This window comes from Enterobacter cloacae complex sp. IR5384 (assembly GCF_049237265.1).
GTDB classification, from domain to species: Bacteria; Pseudomonadota; Gammaproteobacteria; order Enterobacterales; family Enterobacteriaceae; genus Enterobacter; species Enterobacter cloacae.
This window is the reverse complement of the sequence record NZ_JBMKHJ010000055.1, coordinates 1-17,077: the sequence shown is the minus strand read 5'-3', so window position 1 is coordinate 17,077 and position 17,077 is coordinate 1. Positions and strand designations below refer to the sequence as shown.

12 protein-coding genes and 1 pseudogene are annotated in these 17,077 nt (G+C 56.3%); 8 read left to right on the top strand and 5 right to left on the bottom strand.

The genetic code is table 11. The annotated features are described in order from the left end of the window. Positions 1-125: pseudogene (locus ACOTX3_RS24665) on the top strand (IS481 family transposase); the annotation flags it as partial. Positions 126-263: 138 nt separating this feature from the next. Here the strand turns inward: ACOTX3_RS24665 and maeB are convergent. Beyond that, on the bottom strand, positions 264-2,543 hold the full coding sequence (gene maeB, locus ACOTX3_RS24660; protein ID WP_058679513.1) for an NADP-dependent oxaloacetate-decarboxylating malate dehydrogenase: 2,280 nt from the start codon (positions 2,541-2,543) through the stop codon (positions 264-266). 246 nt (positions 2,544-2,789) lie between these two features. On the opposite strand from maeB, the gene tal reads away from it, so the two are divergent. Both tal and tkt read left to right on the top strand, forming a co-directional pair. Further along, positions 2,790-3,740: a transaldolase gene (gene tal, locus ACOTX3_RS24655; RefSeq protein WP_013098213.1), complete on the top strand. Its 951-nt coding sequence runs from the start codon at positions 2,790-2,792 to the stop codon at positions 3,738-3,740. Positions 3,741-3,759: 19 nt separating this feature from the next. Next, positions 3,760-5,748 (top strand): transketolase, encoded by a 1,989-nt coding sequence (gene tkt / locus ACOTX3_RS24650; protein ID WP_013098214.1) that lies wholly within the window; start codon positions 3,760-3,762, stop codon positions 5,746-5,748. Positions 5,749-5,790: 42 nt separating this feature from the next. Here tkt and ACOTX3_RS24645 read toward each other — a convergent pair whose 3' ends face one another. From ACOTX3_RS24645 to aegA, 3 genes are all read right to left on the bottom strand, one after another. Beyond that, on the bottom strand, positions 5,791-6,834 hold the full coding sequence (locus ACOTX3_RS24645; protein ID WP_020689967.1) for a DUF1176 domain-containing protein: 1,044 nt from the start codon (positions 6,832-6,834) through the stop codon (positions 5,791-5,793). A gap of 105 nt (positions 6,835-6,939) precedes the next feature. Further along, positions 6,940-7,533: a GDP-mannose pyrophosphatase NudK gene (gene nudK, locus ACOTX3_RS24640; protein ID WP_023620399.1), complete on the bottom strand. Its 594-nt coding sequence runs from the start codon at positions 7,531-7,533 to the stop codon at positions 6,940-6,942. 67 nt (positions 7,534-7,600) lie between these two features. Continuing rightward, positions 7,601-9,577: a formate-dependent uric acid utilization protein AegA gene (gene aegA / locus ACOTX3_RS24635; protein ID WP_127869180.1), complete on the bottom strand. Its 1,977-nt coding sequence runs from the start codon at positions 9,575-9,577 to the stop codon at positions 7,601-7,603. Between the two features lie 152 nt (positions 9,578-9,729). Between aegA and narQ the strand changes: the two genes are divergently transcribed. Beyond that, positions 9,730-11,418: a nitrate/nitrite two-component system sensor histidine kinase NarQ gene (narQ, locus tag ACOTX3_RS24630; protein WP_058679511.1), complete on the top strand. Its 1,689-nt coding sequence runs from the start codon at positions 9,730-9,732 to the stop codon at positions 11,416-11,418. A gap of 146 nt (positions 11,419-11,564) precedes the next feature. After that, the gene (acrD, locus tag ACOTX3_RS24625; RefSeq protein ID WP_029882269.1) at positions 11,565-14,678 is read left to right on the top strand and encodes a multidrug efflux RND transporter permease AcrD; all 3,114 of its coding nucleotides are present in this window, start codon (positions 11,565-11,567) and stop codon (positions 14,676-14,678) included. 109 nt (positions 14,679-14,787) lie between these two features. Here acrD and ypfM read toward each other — a convergent pair whose 3' ends face one another. Further along, a complete protein-coding gene (ypfM, locus tag ACOTX3_RS24620) occupies positions 14,788-14,847 on the bottom strand; it encodes a protein YpfM (protein WP_015572204.1) in 60 nt (19 codons plus the stop codon). Between the two features lie 387 nt (positions 14,848-15,234). Here ypfM and ACOTX3_RS24615 point away from each other — a divergent pair, with 387 nt between their 5' ends. The 3 genes from ACOTX3_RS24615 to ACOTX3_RS24605 are packed head-to-tail and all read left to right on the top strand — an operon-like array spanning position 15,235 to position 16,945. Further along, entirely contained in the window at positions 15,235-15,585 is a 351-nt protein-coding gene (locus tag ACOTX3_RS24615) for an ArsC family reductase (RefSeq protein WP_020689972.1), read from the top strand. Between the two features lie 10 nt (positions 15,586-15,595). Beyond that, positions 15,596-16,723 carry a succinyl-diaminopimelate desuccinylase gene (dapE, locus tag ACOTX3_RS24610; RefSeq protein WP_013098221.1) on the top strand — a complete coding sequence of 376 codons (1,128 nt, stop codon included), beginning with the start codon at positions 15,596-15,598 and terminating at the stop codon, positions 16,721-16,723. 24 nt (positions 16,724-16,747) lie between these two features. Next, the gene (locus tag ACOTX3_RS24605) at positions 16,748-16,945 is read left to right on the top strand and encodes a YpfN family protein (RefSeq protein WP_013098222.1); all 198 of its coding nucleotides are present in this window, start codon (positions 16,748-16,750) and stop codon (positions 16,943-16,945) included. Positions 16,946-17,077: the final 132 nt, after the last annotated feature.

The window sequence follows — 17,077 nt, the reverse complement described above, 5'->3', positions numbered from 1 at the left end:
GGGGAGAACGGGTCGGGCTGAAGGAGATGCAGGAAGACGGCCGCTACGAGGTGTGGTGGTACAGCACAAAAGTGGGGGTGATCGACCTGAAGAAAAAGTCGATCACCGTGGGTAAAGGATGTTAAAAAGTGTTCACCATGTCCCCGAACACCTGTCAACCATGTCCCCGGACTGTACACCCCAAAGGGGCGAGGGTGAAAAGATGGCTCGGAGCAGTCCCCTCTCCCCTATGGGGAGAGGGTTAGGGTGAGGGGTGGGGTTAATTACAGCGGCTGCGTCTGCGCCTCAACCACCGCCAGCGCCACCATATTCACGATACGGCGTACAGAGGCAATTGGCGTTAACACATGCACCGGTTTTGCCACACCCATCAGCACCGGCCCCACGGTCACCCCTTCAGAGCTCGAGACGCGCAGCAGGTTGTAGCTGATACGCGCCGCTTCCACGTTTGGCATAATCAGGATATTCGCTGAGCCTTTCAGCGGGCTGTCTGGCATACGTTCATTGCGGATGCTCTCCACCAGCGCGGCGTCGCCGTGCATCTCGCCGTCAATCATCAGCTCCGGTGCGCGCTCGCGAACCAGCTCCAGCGTCTGTCGCATTTTGCAGGCCGCCGCAGATTTAGAGGAGCCGAAGTTAGAGTGCGACAGCAGCGCCACCTTCGGTTCGATACCAAAGCGACGCACGGTTTCAGCCGCCATCACGGTGATCTCCGCCAGCTCGTCCGGAGTTGGATCGTCGTTGACGTAGGTATCGGCGATAAAGGTGTTACCGCTTGGCAGCAGCAGCGCGTTCATCGCACCGGCCGTGTGCACACCTTCACGATAGCCGAAGATCTCCTGCACCACGCTGAAATGCTCGTGGTAATCACCGATGGTGCCGCAGATCAGCGCATCCGCCTCGCCGCGATGAACCATGATTGCGCCAATCACCGTGGTGTTGCTGATCACCGCCCGCTGCGCCTGCTCCTGAGTGATCCCGCGACGTTTCATGATCGCGTAGTATTCGCTCCAGTACTCTTTAAAGCGCGGGTCGGATTCATTGTTGACGATCTCAAAATCAACACCCGGTTTGATCTGCAGGCCCAGCTTCTGGATACGCATCTCGATAACGCTCGGGCGGCCAATCAGGATCGGCTTCGCCAGCCCTAAGGTGATCAGCTCCTGCGTGGCATGGAGCACGCGCGCCTCTTCCCCTTCCGCCAGCACCACCCGCTTCGCGTCGGCACGAGCCTGAGAGAAAATCGGCTTCATAAACAGGTTAGTTTTGTAAACAAACTCGGTGAGCTTATCCACGTAAGCATCGAAATCGGTTATCGGGCGCGTCGCCACGCCAGAGTCCATCGCCGCTTTCGCAACCGCTGGCGCGATTTTGACAATCAGACGCGGGTCGAACGGTTTTGGAATGATGTAGTCCGGGCCAAAGCTCAGATCCTGATCGCCATAGGCTGAAGCCACCACTTCGCTCTGCTCGGCGTGTGCCAGTTCCGCAATGGCGTGCACCGCCGCGAGCTTCATCTCTTCGTTAATGGCCGTCGCGCCTACGTCCAGCGCCCCACGGAAGATGAACGGGAAGCAGAGCACGTTGTTTACCTGGTTCGGGTAGTCGGAGCGACCGGTACAGATGATGGCATCTTCACGCACCGCTTTCGCCAGCGGCGGCAGGATTTCCGGCTCGGGGTTCGCCAGCGCCAGAATCATTGGCGCACGCGCCATCTTCTTCACCATCTCCTGGGTCAGCACTTTCGGGCCTGAACAGCCCAGGAAGATATCCGCGCCGTCAATGACATCCTCAAGCGTACGCTTGCCGTCGTCGTCCACCGCGTAGGCTGCTTTGGTTTCCGCCATGTTCGGTTCGCGGTCTTTGTAGATCACGCCTTTGGAGTCGCAGACCACAATGTTGTGTTTCTGCATCCCGAGCGCCACCAGCAGGTTCATACAGGCAATGGCCGCCGCCCCCGCGCCGGAAACTACCATGCGCACGTCAGAAAGATTTTTCTCCACCACGCGCAGGCCGTTAAGAATGGCGGCGGTGCTGATAATCGCCGTCCCGTGCTGGTCATCATGGAACACGGGAATGTTCATACGTTCACGCAGTTTCTGCTCAATGTAGAAACATTCCGGCGCTTTGATGTCTTCGAGGTTAATACCGCCAAAGGTCGGCTCCAGCGCCGCCACGACGTTGATGAATTTATCGGGATCGTGTTCGTCCACTTCGATATCAAACACGTCGATACCGGCGAATTTCTTGAACAGAACGCCCTTTCCTTCCATCACAGGCTTACCGGCCAGCGCACCAATGTTGCCCAGGCCCAGCACCGCCGTACCGTTAGAGATCACGGCGACCAGATTGCCGCGCGCGGTATATTTGTAAGCGGCCAGCGGATCTTTTTCAATTTCGAGACACGGTGCCGCCACGCCCGGCGAGTAGGCCAGCGCCAGGTCGCGCTGGGTTGCCAGCGGTTTTGTCGGGGAGACCTGAATTTTACCCGGGACAGGAAACTCGTGAAAATCGAGGGCACTCTGTTTTAACTGATCGTCCATCTTGTTATTCCTTTTACGTATCGGTCAGATAGTATCGCCGCAGGCTGCCGCATAAACTTTGAAGGCTGCCAAACTCTCACCATCACACATTAAAAATTGTTATCAATTTATAACAGCCATGTTACCCGTCTCAAAAGCAATGCCTCCCCCGTCTGCTATGCTTTTTTGTTAAGTCCATCATGATTTTTCCAGAAGTGTGAACTAACGCACTCGTCTAACGCTTTTATTTTCAAGGAGTCATGACTTATGAACCAACTTGACGGCATCAAACAATTCACTACCGTGGTTGCAGACAGCGGCGATATCGAGTCGATTCGGCACTACCAGCCTGAAGACGCAACCACCAACCCGTCGCTGCTGCTCAAAGCGGCAGGGCTTTCCCATTTTAGTCATCTGATTGATGACGCCATTGCCTATGGCAAACAGCGCGGCAAAACCCAGGAACAACAGGTTGCCGAAGCCAGTGACAAGCTGGCGGTTAATTTCGGTGCGGAAATTCTGAAAAGCATCCCGGGGCGCGTCTCCACCGAAGTCGATGCCCGCCTCTCCTTCGATAAAGAGAAGAGCATCAATAAAGCCCGCCGCCTCGTCGAACTCTACCAGGAGCAGGGGATCGACAAATCACGCATTCTGATTAAGCTCGCCTCCACCTGGGAAGGCATCCGCGCGGCGGAAGTGCTGGAAAAAGAGGGGATCCACTGCAACCTGACGCTGCTGTTCTCGTTTGCGCAGGCGCGCGCCTGTGCCGAAGCGGGCGTATTCCTGATCTCACCGTTCGTCGGGCGCATCTACGACTGGTATCAGGCAAAACAGCCGATGGATCCGTACGTGGTAGAAGAAGACCCGGGCGTGAAGTCGGTACGTAATATCTACGACTATTACAAGCAGCACCGCTACGAAACCATCGTAATGGGGGCCAGCTTCCGCCGCACCGAGCAGATCCTGGCGCTGGCAGGGTGTGACCGCCTGACCATCTCCCCTGACCTGCTGAAAAAGCTGCAGGACAAAGAAGAGACGGTGATCCGTAAACTGGTGCCGACCTCTACCGTACTGCCCAAACCGAAAGCCATGACCGAAGCGGAATTCCGCTGGGAGCACAATCAGGACCCAATGGCCGTGGAAAAACTGGCGGACGGCATCCGCCAGTTCGCCGTCGACCAGCGCAAACTTGAAGATCTTCTCGCCGCCAAACTTTAACCTTGCCACGGAGTGAACTATGTCCCGTAAAGAGTTAGCCAATGCCATTCGCGCCCTCAGCATGGATGCCGTGCAAAAAGCCAATTCCGGCCACCCTGGCGCACCAATGGGCATGGCAGATATTGCCGAAGTGTTGTGGAATGACTTCCTGAAGCACAACCCTAACGACCCCACCTGGTACGATCGCGACCGTTTTATTCTCTCTAACGGCCACGCGTCGATGCTGCTCTACAGCCTGCTGCATTTGTCCGGCTACGATCTGCCGCTCGAAGAGTTGAAAAACTTCCGCCAGTTGCATTCGAAAACCCCCGGCCACCCGGAGATCGGCTATACGCCTGGGGTGGAAACCACCACCGGGCCGCTGGGACAGGGTTTAGCCAACGCCGTTGGGCTAGCCATCGCGGAACGCACGCTGGGTGCGCAGTTTAACCAGCCGGGGCATGACATCGTCGATCACTACACTTATGTCTTTATGGGTGACGGCTGTCTGATGGAGGGGATCTCCCATGAGGTCTGTTCGCTCGCGGGCACGCTGGGGCTGGGCAAGCTGATTGGCTTCTATGACCACAACGGCATCTCCATAGACGGTGAAACCGAGGGCTGGTTTACCGACGACACGGCAAAACGGTTTGAGGCCTACCACTGGCATGTGGTGCATGAAATTGACGGCCACGATCCCGAGGCGGTGAAAAAAGCGATTCAGGAAGCGCAAAGCGTGAAGGACAAACCGTCGCTGATTATTTGCCGCACGGTTATCGGCTTTGGTTCGCCGAACAAAGCAGGTAAAGAAGAGGCGCACGGTGCGGCGCTGGGTGATGAGGAAGTGGCGCTGACCCGGCAGAAACTGGGCTGGAAATATCCGCCGTTCGAAATTCCGAAAGAGATTTACCGCGCATGGGATGCCCGTGAAGAGGGTGAAAAGGCCCAGCACGCCTGGAACGAGAAATTTGCCGCCTACAAAAAGGCCTACCCGGAGCTGGCGGCCGAATTCACCCGCCGCATGAGCGGAGGGCTACCGGAGGACTGGGAAGAGAAAACCCAGGCGCTGATTGAAAACCTGCAATCTAACCCGGCCAAAATCGCCACCCGTAAGGCGTCGCAAAACACCCTGAATGCGATTGGCCCAATCCTGCCTGAGCTGCTGGGCGGCTCGGCGGATCTGGCCCCCAGCAACCTGACCATCTGGTCTGGCTCGACATCGCTGAAAGAGGATATCGCCGGAAACTATATTCACTATGGCGTACGCGAGTTCGGCATGACCGCCATTGCCAACGGTATCGCTCATCACGGCGGATTTGTCCCCTACACCGCCACCTTCCTGATGTTTGTGGAATACGCCCGTAACGCCGCACGCATGGCGGCTCTGATGAAAGCGCGGCAGATTATGGTTTACACCCATGACTCCATCGGGCTTGGGGAAGACGGGCCAACCCACCAGGCCGTTGAACAGCTGGCGAGCCTGCGCCTGACGCCAAACTTCAGCACCTGGCGTCCCTGCGATCAGGTCGAGGCCGCGGTGGGCTGGAAGCTGGCAGTAGAGCGCCATAACGGACCGACGGCGCTGATCCTGTCACGTCAGAACCTGGCGCAGATTGAACGCACGCCGGAGCAGGTGAAAGACATTGCCCGTGGCGGTTACATTCTGAAGGACAGCGGCGGCAAGCCGGATGTGATCCTGATTGCCACCGGTTCCGAGGTGGAGATTACCGTCAAAGCGGCGGAGAAGTTGACTGCCGAAGGTCACGCGGTGCGCGTGGTTTCCCTGCCTTCAACCGACATCTTTGACGCGCAGGATGAGGCGTATCGTGAATCGGTCCTGCCATCCAGCGTGACGGCCCGCGTGGCAGTTGAGGCGGGCATTGCCGACTACTGGTACAAATATGTCGGGCTGAAAGGGGCCATTGTCGGCATGCGGGGATACGGTGAATCGGCGCCGGCCGACAAGCTGTTCCCGTATTTCGGTTTTACCGTTGAGAACGTCGTTGAGAAGGCGTTAAGCGTGCTTTAGTGCGGCCTGCGTGCCCGGTGACGCTACGCTTACCGGGCAAAACTAGCGTGTGATCCACAACGTGGGCCAGGCATCTGGCCCATTCCAGTTATCGCAGCTGGGCTCCTCGGCATAACGCACCAGACGGAAGCGCTGGCCGTCAAAGCGCCAGCGCGTCTGGATACCGCAGTCGGCAATCCCCCGCCCTAACGCCAGGGTGGTCAACTCACGCGTTTTCTCATCAAAGCGAGCGTTCATTAACTCCATTTCACTGCTGCCGCTGGACGGCGTAAACGGCAGACGCAGCCTGACGCTACGGGAAGAAAACGGTTTTTTACGTGATACCAGCCAGGCCAGATCGACGGTGTTATACGCCCCCGCTTCGCAACTGACGATCAGCAGCGCTTTGTCATCGGTAAGCGCAGTGACGCGCACTTCCCGACGGTTGGGGTCGAGCGAGCACTGGCTGTTATTCATCCGCCAGGTACCATAATCCAGCAGATCGTTCAGTTCGCTGTGGGAGAGCGGTGTCGGGGTGGGATTCACAACCGCCACCTTTTTCAGGGCCGGTGCGGGCGGCACGCTTAACGGCGGATCGTCACCTTTTTTAATCCAGGCGGTTTCACTGCCGACGCGCTTTTGCTGCGCATCGATAAACAACAGCGCCGCTTTCAGGCCACTGAGGGAGATCGCCTGCTTGCCATCACGCAGGGTTAGCGCTTTCCCTTCCTGGATATGCTTAAGAAATGCAGTGATGGTCGCAGCATCGTCCGTTTTCAGATGCCACGGCGTTAACTGCCAGTGCTGGCGCTCCAGCGTCACGGGCACCCCATCAAGCAGCAGGCGCGGCGCAATTGCAGGCTCTTTGACAGACGGGTCTGAAAGACCGCCGAGATCAATACGTAACGAGGCATCGGTTTTCGCGCCAGCGCTGCGGCTAAGCGTCATCACCAGACCACGGTGTTCACCGGTGTTGCGTGCCAGGCAAAAATTCTGGTTATTGCAGGTCACCTGCCAGTCTGAGAATGATTGCTGTGCAGGCGCAGCCCACACCCGCGGTGCGGGGAGCACACAAATCAGGAAAAAAATAAAAACGCAGTAGCGCATGAATGGCACAATCCCGGAACGAAAACGCTTAACTGGGCAGTATCTTCGTGTTCCCGCCGGGGTTGCTCAATCGGATTTATCGGATAGATTTATCCGAAAAACAAACTACATCCGTTCGAAAGAGGGATCCATCAGCCCGGTTGTTTGTAAATACTGCAGTAATATTACAGCTTTACCATCTTTAATTTCCCCGGAACGGATCATCGCCAGCGCCTGGACAAACGGTATCTCCAGCACCTCGATATCTTCATCTTCCACCCCACCGCCCTGATGGATACGATGCGCATCGCTGTATTCGGCAATAAAGAAATGGACGATTTCCGTCACGCCGCCGGGTGACATAAACAGTTCGAAAACTTTTTTAACCTCACCCACTTCAAAGCCCGTCTCCTCGATGGCTTCTTTGCGGATACACACTTCCGGCTCATCGTCATCCAGCAGACCTGCGCAGGTTTCAATCAGCCGTCCGTCCGGATTGCCATTGACCCACGTCGCCACCCTGAACTGGCGGATCAGCACCACGCTCTGCTTTTCACGGTTATAAAGCAGAATGGTTGCCCCATTGCCGCGGTCGTAAACCTCACGTTTGTGGCGGATCACGTCCCCGTTATTACGCGTTAAATCATAGGTGATGTTACGCAGGACAAAGTAATTATCAGAAAGGATTTTGTCTTTGATAACGTCAATTTTCAGGGTCATACGGGCTCCACGACACAATGAGTCTGCCTATATTACGCCGTGAACCCCGCTTTGTCGCCCACCCGATTTAATGCGTTTTTAACGCGCTGACGCCCAGCCAGTCGAGGATACCCTGCGCAGCATGTCGCCCTTCCGCCATGGCGGTGACCACTAAATCTGCGCCGCGTACGGCGTCACCGCCTGCGAAAATTTGCGGGTTAGAGGTCTGATAGCGATAGCGGCTCTCCACCGAGGCGATAATTCGTCCCCAGCTATCCGTCTCCACGCCCTGCGCCTGCAGCCACGGCATCTCGTGTGGATTGAAACCAAATGCCATGATCACCGCATCCGCAGGCAGCACAAATTCGCTCCCCGCTATCGGTACCGGCCGACGACGGCCCTGAGCATCCGGTTCGCCGAGTTCGGTACGCAGCATGCGAATGCCGTTGACCTGTCCGTCAGGTGCCAGAGTTAACTCCACGGGCTGAACGTTAAACTCAAACGCGGCGCCCTCTTCCTTCGCATTCTTCACCTCTTTTTTCGAGCCCGGCATATTGGCTTCATCCCGGCGGTAGGCGCAGGTTACCTTCGCCGCACCGTGACGTAACGCGGTGCGGACACAGTCCATGGCGGTATCGCCCCCGCCGAGCACCACCACGTTCAGCCCCCGGGTATCGATAAATGGCTCTTTGGTTGTTGCCTCAAGCCCCATCACGTGGCGGGTGTTTGCCACCAGGAAAGGTAACGCGTCATAGACGCCGGGCGCATCTTCATGTGCGATACCCGCTTTCATGGAACGATAGGTTCCCACACCAATAAACAGTGCATCGTATTCGCGTTGCAGCTGTGACAGCGGCACATCCTGTCCGACGTCGCAGTTCAGAACGAACTGGATCCCCATGGCCGTGAATATCTCCCTGCGCCGTGCGAGCAGCGATTTATCGAGCTTAAAGGCCGGGATACCAACCGTCAGCAAGCCGCCAATCTCCGGGTGCCGGTCATAGACCGTGACGCGCACGCCGCTGCGCGCCAGCACGTCGGCACAGGCAAGCCCCGCAGGCCCCGCGCCGATCACCGCCACACGTTTATCAACCGGCGTCACGCCGCTCAGATCCGGCTTCCAACCCATCGCCAGCGCCTGGTCAGAGATATAGCGCTCGATGTTGCCAATGGTCACCGCGCCCGAGATATCACGCACGGTGCAGGCGCCTTCACATAATCGGTCCTGCGGGCAGACGCGGCCGGTAATTTCAGGTAAACAGTTGGTCTGGTGTGAAAGCTCAACCGCCCCGGCGATATCCCCCGCTTTAACGCGTTCAATCCACTGGGGGATATGGTTGTGCAACGGACAGGTCCATTCACAAATGCTGTGTTCGCCGCACTTCAGGCAGCGCGATGCCTCACGCGCGGCCTGCTCTGCCCAAAACGGCAGGTAGATCTCCTGAAAATGGCTGACGCGTGCACTCGCGGCGAGTTTATCCGGCTCCCCGCGTCGCGGTGTGTTTCTCATCTGCTCAAGGCGGGTGTGCGGCAGGTCTGGCCTTACCGCCTCGCCGTGCCAGAGCTGCGCCTCCTGACGGGCGGTGCGCTGGCGGCGGGTTTTCGCCAGGTTATTCAGTACGGCGGGCGTCGCCAGGGTAAGCACCTGTGCCGGACAATTTTCGATGCAGGCCGGGCCCTGTGGGCGCGTGTGGCAAAGATCGCATTTATGCGCCGAGGCTTTTACGTTGTCCTTTTCGAGAGGCGTAACAACGATCTCCATCGTGCCGAACGGACAGGCAACCACGCAGGCTTTACAGCCAATGCATTTTTGTTGATTCACCTGTACGCTGTCATCGCATTTGCTGATGGCCCCGTTAGGGCAGCTCTGCGCGCAGGGCGCATTTTCGCAATGGTGGCAGGTTACAGGCGTGCTCTTCGCGCCAGATTTCAGGACAGTGATGCGGGGATGAAAATGGCGTTCGCTCAGCACGTGTTGTTCATCGTTGTGCGCCATCACGCAGGCCACTTCGCAGGCACGGCACCCTATACACTGCTGGCTGTTGGCCATAATAAAACGATTCATAACGACACCTGTTTTTGGTTCAATAACCTTATTCTTTATAGGAATATTGTATTTACCCACGGCGGCGCTATCAGGCAATGTACAAATGCCCAGGAAGCCGAACTATCTCCAGTGAACCTGTGGCAGATCAATTTTTTTCAGGAAGCTGTTCTGTGACCGTTAAACGACCCGTTTCCGGAAGCCTGGCCCGGGCTTTCATTTCCATTATCGTGCTGTCCGTTCTGACCAGCACCGTCGCACTGTTCACGCTTGCCAGCAGCCAGCGGGATGCAGAAGCCATCAATATTGCCGGTTCCCTGCGAATGCAGAGCTACCGTCTGGGCTATGAGATGCAACGCAACAGCGACGCCCTGGCGGCGCATCGCGAGAGCTGGCAGCAGACGCTGAGCGCCCCTGCGCTACAGAAGCTGAGCCGCTGGTACGTGCCGGACGATGTTAAGGCGCGCTATCAGCAACTGCATCTGGCATGGCAGGAGATGGACAACCACATCGCTCGCGGCGATATCGGGTGGTATCAGGCCCACATTGAAGACTTTGTCGGCCGGATTGACGCCTTTGTGCTCGCCCTTCAGCACTACACCGAACATAAAATCCGGGCGGTGATTCTGATCTCCCTGGCGGGCGGGATGGGCATCCTGATCCTGACGATCTTTACCCTGCGACGCATCCGCCGCCAGGTGGTGTTACCGCTGAATAATCTGGTGGCGGCCAGCGAGCGCATTGAGCGGGGGCAATTCGATACGCCTGCACCGGATACCGCGCTGCCAAACGAACTGGGCCAACTTTCCCGGGCGTTCAACCACATGTCTGCCGAGCTGCATACACTGTATCGCTCGCTTGAACACTCCGTAGCGGAAAAGACGCAGCATCTGAATGAGGCGCATCAGCAACTCGAGATGCTGTTTAAATGCTCTCAGGCACTGAATACCGGCCAGATAGACAGCCACTGTTTCCGGCATATTTTGCAGATAGTGCATGAGTACACGCAGATGAACTACCTGGAGTTGCGCACCAGCGACGACTGGCGGCTCAGTGAGGGTATCGAATCAAACGGGAGCCCTGTCCAAACGCTGCCCGTGCTGATGCAGGATACCCTGTACGGGGAATTACGCTGGCAAAGCGAGACGGGCCACGTTCCTCTGCCGCTGATGGAAAGCGTGGCGACAATGCTCGGACGCGGACTGTATTTCAACCAGGCGCAAAAGCACTACCAGCAGTTGCTGCTGATGGAAGAGCGCGCGACGATCGCCCGCGAGCTGCACGATTCCCTGGCGCAGGTACTGTCGTATTTACGTATTCAGCTGGCGCTGCTGAAACGCGCTATCCCGCAGGAGAATGCCCCGGCGCAGACCATTATCACCGACTTTTCCCGCGAGCTTAACAACGCCTGGCATCAATTGCGCGAGCTGCTTACCACCTTCCGCCTGACGCTTAACCACGCCAATCTGCCCGCGGCCCTACAGGAGTCACTGGACGGGTTACAGAGCCAGACGCAGGCAAAGCTGCACCTCGACTGCCGCCTCTCCTCGCTGGCGCTGGATGCCCAGAAACAGGTGCATTTGCTGCAGATCGTGCGTGAAGCGGTGTTGAATGCGATGAAGCACGCCCAGGCCAGCGAGATAACCGTCAGCTGCGTGACGTCTGCTGACGGCACCCACAGCGTCAGCATTCGCGATAACGGTATCGGGATTGGCGAAGCCAGCGAGCCGCCGGGACATTACGGGCTGAATATTATGCGCGAACGGGCGGCGCGACTCGGCGGAACGCTGCACTTTTCCCAGCCGCAAAACGGGGGGACGCTGGTGAGCGTGATCTTCCCGACAAACGGTGCCGGGAGGTAAATAACGGTAAAAGGTGAAGCGCAGAGAAAAGTGCATGATAATTTACACTATCTCCTTTATTTCTCCACGTTTGGTCTTCGTCTTGCCGCTAAAGTGATGCGGGCAATAAACAATAATGACGTGCAGCAAAACGAGGTCTCATTTTCATGGCGAATTTTTTTATCGATCGCCCCATTTTTGCCTGGGTACTTGCCATTCTGTTGTGTCTGACAGGTGTCCTGGCCATTACTTCACTTCCTGTTGAGCAATATCCCGACCTGGCACCACCAAACGTGCGCGTCACGGCAAACTACCCCGGAGCTTCAGCACAAACGCTGGAAAATACCGTCACGCAGGTTATCGAGCAGAACATGACGGGTCTGGATAACCTGATGTACATGTCCTCGCAGAGTAGCGCCACGGGCCAGGCGACCGTCACCCTGAGCTTTACCGCCGGTACGGATCCAGACGAAGCCGTACAGCAGGTGCAAAACCAGCTGCAGTCGGCGATGCGTAAACTGCCTCAGGCGGTGCAGAATCAGGGGGTTACCGTACGTAAAACCGGTGACACCAACATCCTGACTATTGCGTTTGTCTCTACCGACGGTTCCATGGATAAGCAGGACATTGCGGACTACGTCGCCAGTAATATTCAGGATCCCCTCAGCCGTATTAACGGCGTCGGTGATATCGATGCTTACGGCTCTCAGTATTCAATGCGTATCTGGCTTGATCCGAATAAGCTGAACAGCTTCCAGATGACGGCAACCGACGTGACGGATGCCATTAAATCCCAGAACGCCCAGATTGCGGTGGGACAACTGGGGGGAACGCCCTCTGTCGATAAACAAGCGTTGAATGCCACCATTAACTCACAGTCGCTGCTTCAGACCCCGGAGCAGTTTCGCAACATTACCCTGCGCGTAAATCAGGATGGTTCAGAGGTCCGCCTGGGCGATGTCGCCACGGTAGAAATGGGGGCAGAGAAATATGATTATCTCAGCCGCTTTAACGGTAACCCGGCCTCCGGTCTGGGGGTAAAACTGGCCTCCGGGGCCAATGAAATGGCCACCGCGCAGCTGGTGCTGGATCGTCTGGATGAGCTGTCGCACTATTTTCCCCACGGGCTGGAATATAAAGTCGCCTACGAAACCACCTCCTTCGTTAAAGCCTCTATTGAAGATGTGGTGAAAACGCTGCTGGAAGCGATCGCGCTGGTCTTCCTGGTCATGTACCTGTTCCTGCAAAACTTCCGCGCAACGCTGATCCCGACCATTGCCGTTCCGGTGGTGCTGCTGGGTACCTTCGCGGTGCTTTACGCGTTTGGTTACAGCATTAACACCCTGACGATGTTTGCAATGGTGCTGGCGATTGGCCTGCTGGTGGACGATGCCATCGTGGTGGTCGAAAACGTCGAGCGCATCATGAGCGAGGAAGGGCTTTCCCCGCGCCAGGCCACACGTAAATCGATGGGACAAATTCAGGGGGCGTTAGTTGGCATCGCGATGGTGCTCTCGGCGGTCTTTATCCCGATGGCGTTTTTCGGCGGCACAACCGGCGCCATTTATCGTCAGTTTTCAATCACCATCGTCTCCGCAATGGTGCTCTCGGTGCTGGTGGCGCTGATCCTCACGCCTGCCCTCTGCGCCACCCTCCTCAAGCCGCTACATAAAGGGGAACAGCACGGTCAGAAGGGCTTCTTTGGCTGGTTTAACCGCATGTTCAACCGCAGTGCCGCGCGTTATGAAACCGCCGTGGGCAAGGTGCTGCACCGCAGCCTGCGCTGGATGATGATTTATGTTGTGCTGTTGGGCGGTATGGTATGGCTGTTCCTGCATCTGCCGACTTCGTTCCTGCCGCAGGAAGACCGGGGGATGTTCATCACTTCAGTGCAGCTCCCGAGCGGGTCAACGCAGCAGCAAACGCTGAAGGTAGTTCAGAAGGTGGAGCAGTACTTCTTTACCAAAGAGAAAGATAACGTGGTGTCGGTCTTCTCCACCGTCGGCTCCGGCCCGGGCGGGAACGGGCAGAACGTTGCACGTATGTTTGTGCGCCTGAAAGACTGGGACGCACGCGATACGAAAACGGGCACCTCGTTTGCCATTATCGAACGCGCGACCAAAGCCTTCTCCCGTATCAAAGAGGCGCGCGTTTTTGCCAGCAGCCCACCGGCTATCAGCGGTCTCGGCAGTTCTGCCGGGTTTGACATGGAGTTGCAGGACCATGCCGGTGCGGGCCACACGGCGCTGATGGCGGCGCGCGACAAGCTGTTAGAGCTGGCCGGTAAAGATCCGGGTCTGACCCGCGTCCGTCACAACGGTCTGGATGACAGCCCGCAGCTGCAGGTGGATATTGATCAGCGTAAGGCGCAGGCGCTGGGCGTTTCCATCGACGATATTAACGACACCCTGCAAACGGCGTGGGGTTCAAGCTATGTGAATGACTTTATGGATCGCGGTCGCGTTAAAAAAGTGTATGTGCAATCCGCCGCGCCATACCGCATGCTGCCGGACGATATTAACCGCTGGTATGTCCGCAACAATGCGGGCGGCATGGTGCCGTTCTCCGCCTTCGCCTCCTCGCACTGGGAGAGCGGTTCTCCGCGTCTGGAGCGCTATAACGGCTATTCCGCCGTTGAGATCGTCGGTGAAGCCGCGCCGGGCGTCAGCACCGGTACGGCGATGGACACCATGGAAAAGCTGGTGCAACAGTTGCCCGCTGGCTTTGGTCTGCAGTGGACGGCCATGTCTTATCAGGAGCGGCTCTCCGGGGCGCAGGCTCCCGCGCTTTACGCGCTTTCGCTGCTGGTGGTCTTCCTCTGTCTTGCGGCGCTGTATGAAAGCTGGTCAGTCCCGTTCTCGGTCATGCTGGTGGTACCGCTTGGCGTGATCGGCGCGCTGCTCGCCACCTGGATGCGCGGTCTGGAGAACGACGTTTACTTTCAGGTGGGGCTGCTCACCGTGATTGGGTTGTCGGCGAAAAACGCCATCCTGATTGTTGAGTTTGCCAATGAGATGAATGCGAAAGGCCATGAGCTGATGGCGTCCACGCTGCATGCCTGCCGTCAGCGCTTACGTCCAATCCTGATGACCTCGCTGGCGTTTGTCTTCGGGGTGTTACCGATGGCAACCAGCTCAGGTGCAGGCTCCAGCAGCCAGCATGCGGTAGGTACAGGCGTCATGGGAGGAATGATTTCAGCCACGATCCTGGCCATTTATTTTGTGCCGCTGTTCTTCGTGCTGGTACGTCGCCGCTTCCCGCTCAAGGAACGGCCTGAATAAGATAGTGAAAATAAAAAAGGCGGCTCAGTAGGCCGCCTTTTTACTGTGTGATTAATTCACACTATGGTTATTTTACTTATTTAAGTGCTCTTGCAATTCTTACTGAATGTCATTTACGAAGCATGCCTTCGATAAAATCTTTCCAGTTCCCCAGTTCACGTTCAATCATAACAACCTCTCTTATTATTATGCGCATTCTACGAAAACGTATCATCATTGTGAAGACAATTTAACCGATTGCTGTGATTGTACCCCGTCTGCGCGCTGGATTTATGATAAATATGAACGGAGAACCTTAAATTTTGTGTGACGGCCAGCAATATTTTGAAATAACCCTACGCACGGGTGAGTTTTATTTTACCCGCTGAGTTTACAGGCAATTTATACCTGATGGACATCTATGCTTAAATGATGAAAGAATATTCAGCGTACAGGTGTGAGTTGAATTAAAGAGAGGTGTTAATCCAGAGCGTTTCTGAATGTGTTATATTCCGATTAAGGATATATCTTCGAATTTACTGAACATTTAATGGTCATAAGAACAAAAGGATTCAACATGGTTGTCATGTACGGCATTAAAAATTGTGACACGATCAAAAAAGCCCGTCGCTGGCTCGAAGCTAACAACGTCGAGTACCGCTTCCACGATTACCGTGCCGATGGGCTTGATGCAGAATTTCTGCATACCGCCATTAACGAACTGGGGTGGGACGCGCTGCTGAACACCCGCGGCACAACCTGGCGCAAGCTGGACGAATCATTGCGTGCCAGCATCAAGGATGCCAACAGCGCAGCAAATCTGATGCTTGAAATGCCAGCAATCATCAAACGCCCATTGCTCTGCGCGCCCGGGCAGCCTATGCTGCTGGGTTTCAGTGAAACCCTTTATTCCGACTTTTTTCGTTGAGGTGTAGTTTATGTCATGCCCGGTCATTGAGCTGACTCAGCAGCTTATTCGCCGTCCTTCCCTTAGCCCGGACGACGCAGGTTGTCAGGCATTAATGATTGAGCGCCTGCGTGCCATCGGTTTTACCGTGGAGCGGATGGATTTTGGCGACACCCAGAATTTCTGGGCGTGGCGTGGCCAGGGCGAAACGCTGGCCTTTGCCGGGCATACCGACGTGGTTCCCGCAGGTGATGCGGACCGCTGGATCAACCCTCCATTTGAACCAACCATCCGCGATGGCATGCTCTTTGGCCGCGGTGCCGCAGACATGAAAGGTTCCCTGGCGGCAATGGTTGTGGCGGCTGAGCGCTTTGTCGCCCAGCACCCGAACCATAAAAACCGTCTCGCGTTTCTCATTACCTCTGATGAAGAAGCCAGCGCCCATAACGGCACCGTCAAGGTTGTTGAGGCCCTGATGGCCCGCAACGAGCGTCTGGACTACTGTCTGGTCGGCGAGCCGTCCAGCACCGAGGTGGTGGGCGATGTGGTGAAAAATGGCCGCCGCGGTTCGTTAACCTGTAACCTGACCATTCACGGCGTACAGGGACACGTGGCGTACCCGCATCTGGCCGATAACCCAGTTCACCGCGCAGCGCCGATGCTGAGTGAACTGGTGAGCATTGAGTGGGACAAAGGCAATGAGTTCTTCCCGCCAACCAGCATGCAGATTGCGAACGTGAAGGCAGGAACCGGCAGCAACAACGTGATCCCGGGCGATTGTTTCGTTCAGTTTAACTTCCGTTTCAGCACGGAACTGACCGATGAGATGATCAAAGCGCGCGTTATCGCCCTGCTGGAAAAATATCAACTGCGTTACACCGTGGACTGGTGGCTTTCCGGCCAGCCGTTCCTGACACAGCGTGGCAAACTGGTGGATGCGGTGGTGAACGCCATCGAGCACTATAATGAAATTAAGCCACAACTGCTGACGACGGGTGGCACCTCAGACGGACGCTTTATCGCCCGCATGGGAGCTCAGGTTGTCGAACTGGGGCCAGTGAACGCGACCATTCATAAAATCAATGAGTGTGTAAATGCCGCGGATTTACAACTGCTGGCCCGTATGTATCAACGTATTATGGAGCAAATCGTCGCCTGACGAGCGCTCTGAGAGGAATAGCGAATGGATTGGCTTGCAAAGTACTGGTGGATTCTGGTGTTAGTGTTTCTGGTAGGCGTATTGCTTAACGTGATTAAAGATCTTAAGCGCGTTGACCATAAAAAATTCCTCGCCAACAAGCCGGATCTTCCGCCTCATCGTGATTTTAACGATAAGTGGGATGACGACGACGACTGGCCAAAGAAAGACCAGAAGAAGTAATCCCCTCACCCCCAGCCCCTCTCCCCTGTACGGTCCGGGGACATAGTGAACACTTGTTCGGGGACATGGTAGACACTTACAACTAAGGCATAAGAACCCGTTTATGGAGTCGCTTATGCCCTGGGATGCGAG